The sequence below is a fragment of the Streptomyces sp. NPDC002476 genome, from assembly GCF_042889785.1.
Lineage (GTDB): Bacteria > Actinomycetota > Actinomycetes > Streptomycetales > Streptomycetaceae > Streptomyces.
This window is the reverse complement of sequence record NZ_JBIARH010000101.1, coordinates 1-2,599: the sequence shown is the minus strand read 5'-3', so window position 1 is coordinate 2,599 and position 2,599 is coordinate 1. Positions and strand designations below refer to the sequence as shown.

Genomic DNA, 2,599 nt, shown 5'->3' with positions numbered 1-2,599 from the left:
AACCAAATGGACGTGAAGGCGGAAGACGCGGTGACGGCCTGTACGAATGTTCTCATCGATATCCATAAACCAACTGTTTATCGTGATTGGCGTGCAGCTTCGGTACAGCTTCCGCCTGTACCCGAGCGCCGGCCAGCGCATGGCGTTGGCACGGGCGTTCGGGTGTGCGCGGGTAGTCTACAACGACGCCCTCAGGGCGCGGGAGACCGCCCGCAGCCAGGGGCTGCCCTTCCCGAAGACCGGCGACCTGTCCAAGGCGCTGATCACCGGGGCGAAGAACACCCCGGAGCGGGCCTGGCTCGGCGAGGTCTCCGCTGTCGTGTTGCAGCAGTCCCTGCCCCGCCCGGTACGGACGCACCTTCATCAGGATCGGCCGCTTCGAGCCCACCTCCCAGCTCTGCTCGCAGTGCGGCGTCAAGGACGGCCCCAAGCCCCTCCACGTCCGCGTGTGGACGTGCGGGGCCTCCGGGGCCTGCGGGGCCTGCGGGGCCTGCGGGGCCGTCCTTGACCGGGACATCAACGCGGCGGTCAACATCGCCAAGGCGGCCGGACTGGCCGTGACAGCCCGTGGAGCGCAGGTAGGACCGGGACTCGTCCCGGCACCGCGCAGCGAAGCGGGAACCCACCCGACACCGCAGCCTTCAACGGCGCGGTAGACGGGAATCGCCCTCGTTCACGGGGGCGAGGATGTCAAGGCAGATCCAGTTCGGCGCGGATCGTCTTCCCCGGTGACGGCACGCGCTCCAGCACCGCCCACCGGTCGGCCAACGCCTCGACCAGGAGCAGCCCGCGACCGCTCTCCGCGTCGGGCGACGGCACCGGCAAATCCCCCGGCTCCGGGGGACGCTGTTCGCCCCGGGTGTCGCTGACCTCGATCCGCAGCACGCCCGGCACCTCCGGGGCGTCCCCACCCGAGTCACGGGTGAGCCGCAGTTCGAAGTCGCGGCCCGACACCCGGCCGTGCGTCACGGCGTTGGTGGCCAATTCGGCGACGATCAGCGCCGCCGTCTCCGAAGCGTCACTGCGGTACGGGATGCCCCAGTCGTGCAGCGCGTGCAGGGCGAGGTGCCGGGCGAGACGTGCACCCCTCGGCGTGGAGCTGAAACGCTGCGCGAACACACATACGGTAACCGGGTGTTGGGGGGTGGCGAGTGCTTCCATGCCCCCACCGTCCCGGCCGGAAAGCCCCTCGGACCAGCGCAGCAACTCGTACGCTGAGTCAGCGTACGGGCACGGACCGTGGACAGTACGCGTAACGGTCGGTGACCATGGGCGAGTTGCGGCCGGGAGAGGCACGAGTACGGGAGGTGGCCGGACATGACGGACGGCGTCGGCGTGACAGGCGGAACGGCAGGCTCGAACGGGGAGCCCAAGCCCTCTGACAGCCTGAAGACATTCGGGGAGGTCGTCAAGGTCTTCCGTAAACGCGCTCTGCTCACCCAGGAGCAGTTCGCCCCGAAGGTGCGGTATTCGGTGCCGACGGTCGCCTCGATCGAGCAGGGCCGACGGTTCCCGCCCCTGGCGTTCATCGAGCGGGCGGAGGAGGTGCTGGACGCGTTCGGGGCCATCAAGGCAGCCGCAAAGCACCTGTCCCGGCGGCCGGGGCTGGCCAGTTGGTTCCATCAGTGGGCCCAGTTGGAGACGGAGGCGATCAGTCTGTACACGTACGAGTGCCGGTTGATCCCGGGGCTCCTGCAACCGGAGTCGTATGCACGGACGCTGTTCGCCAATCGGCTTCCACCGCTCGGGGACGAGCAGATCGAGGCCCAAATCGCGACCCGGCTGGAGCGTCAACGGCTGCTCACGGAACGGCCGAACACCAATTACAGCTTCATCCTCGAAGAGCACCTTTTTCTGCGGCGTACGGGTGGCGCCGAGGTCACGAGGGAGCTCATCGACCATGTGCTGGAGCTGTCGCGGCTCCGCAATGTCGAGATCCAGATCATGCCGCAGGTGCAGGTGAACCACGCCGGGGTGGACGGCCCCATGCAACTGCTGGAAACCCCGGAGAACAAGTGGTTCGGCTACGGCGAAGGCCAGGAGAGCGGCCACTTCCATGCCGACCCGGCCGTCGTCAGCACGCTCCAGATGCGGTATGCCAGGATGCGTTCACAGGCTCACTCCCTCGAAGACTCCGTGAGCCTGTTGCAGCGGATGCGAGGAGCGGTATGAACACCACAGACCTGGCCTGGTTCAAGAGCAGTTACAGCGGCAGCTCCGGAGACTCCTGCGTGGAGGTGGCCCTCTCCTGGCACAAGTCCACCTACAGCAGCGGTAGCGGCGACTCCTGCGTGGAGGTCGCCGCCTGCCCCACCACCGTCCACGTCCGGGACTCCAAGGTCGAGCAGGGGCCACAGCTGGCCCTCGCCCCCACCGCATGGACCGATTTCGTCGCGTACGCCGTGAGCGCCTGAACCGACAGCGCGGGGCCCGAACGGCACCGTGCCGCGCACCGGACCGATCGACTCCCGTGTGCGGCACGGCGGTTGTCGGGACAGCGGTCAGGGGGGTGCCCCTATCTGTTTCGTCAACCCTGACGGGTCTGATTCATAGGGGTTCGCGCTGGTTTCCGGGAACGTCCCGCGAAGCGGGATGTTCC

At 67.9% G+C, this 2,599-nt stretch carries 4 protein-coding genes and 1 pseudogene; 4 read left to right on the top strand and 1 reads right to left on the bottom strand.

The window, feature by feature from the left end:
* Nucleotides 1–46 precede the first annotated feature (46 nt).
* Nucleotides 47–163 (top strand): annotated as a pseudogene (locus tag ACFYXM_RS37040) (helix-turn-helix domain-containing protein); the annotation flags it as partial.
* A gap of 151 nt (nt 164–314) precedes the next feature.
* Complete coding sequence (locus tag ACFYXM_RS37035) at nt 315–656, top strand: zinc ribbon domain-containing protein (protein ID WP_389296242.1); 342 nt, start codon at nt 315–317, stop codon at nt 654–656.
* 34 nt (nt 657–690) lie between these two features.
* On the opposite strand, the gene ACFYXM_RS37030 is transcribed toward ACFYXM_RS37035, so the two are convergent.
* A complete protein-coding gene (locus ACFYXM_RS37030) occupies nt 691–1,161 on the bottom strand; it encodes an ATP-binding protein (RefSeq protein ID WP_389296240.1) in 471 nt (156 codons plus the stop codon).
* A 156-nt stretch (nt 1,162–1,317) separates the two neighbouring features.
* Here ACFYXM_RS37030 and ACFYXM_RS37025 point away from each other — a divergent pair, with 156 nt between their 5' ends.
* Nucleotides 1,318–2,172, top strand: a complete 855-nt coding sequence (locus tag ACFYXM_RS37025) for a Scr1 family TA system antitoxin-like transcriptional regulator (protein WP_389296238.1) — start codon at nt 1,318–1,320, stop codon at nt 2,170–2,172.
* Nucleotides 2,169–2,414, top strand: coding sequence for a DUF397 domain-containing protein (locus ACFYXM_RS37020; RefSeq protein WP_389296237.1), 246 nt, complete (start codon nt 2,169–2,171; stop codon nt 2,412–2,414). Before ACFYXM_RS37025 ends, ACFYXM_RS37020 begins: the two co-directional genes overlap by 4 nt.
* Nucleotides 2,415–2,599 lie beyond the last annotated feature (185 nt).

What these genes read in the sequence shown, in the direction of transcription:
- ACFYXM_RS37030 (WP_389296240.1), bottom strand. Translation starts at nt 1,161, where the DNA reads ATGGAAGCACTCGCCACCCCCCAACACCCGGTTACCGTATGTGTGTTC.
- ACFYXM_RS37025 (WP_389296238.1), top strand. Translation starts at nt 1,318, where the DNA reads ATGACGGACGGCGTCGGCGTGACAGGCGGAACGGCAGGCTCGAACGGG.
- ACFYXM_RS37020 (WP_389296237.1), top strand. Translation starts at nt 2,169, where the DNA reads ATGAACACCACAGACCTGGCCTGGTTCAAGAGCAGTTACAGCGGCAGC.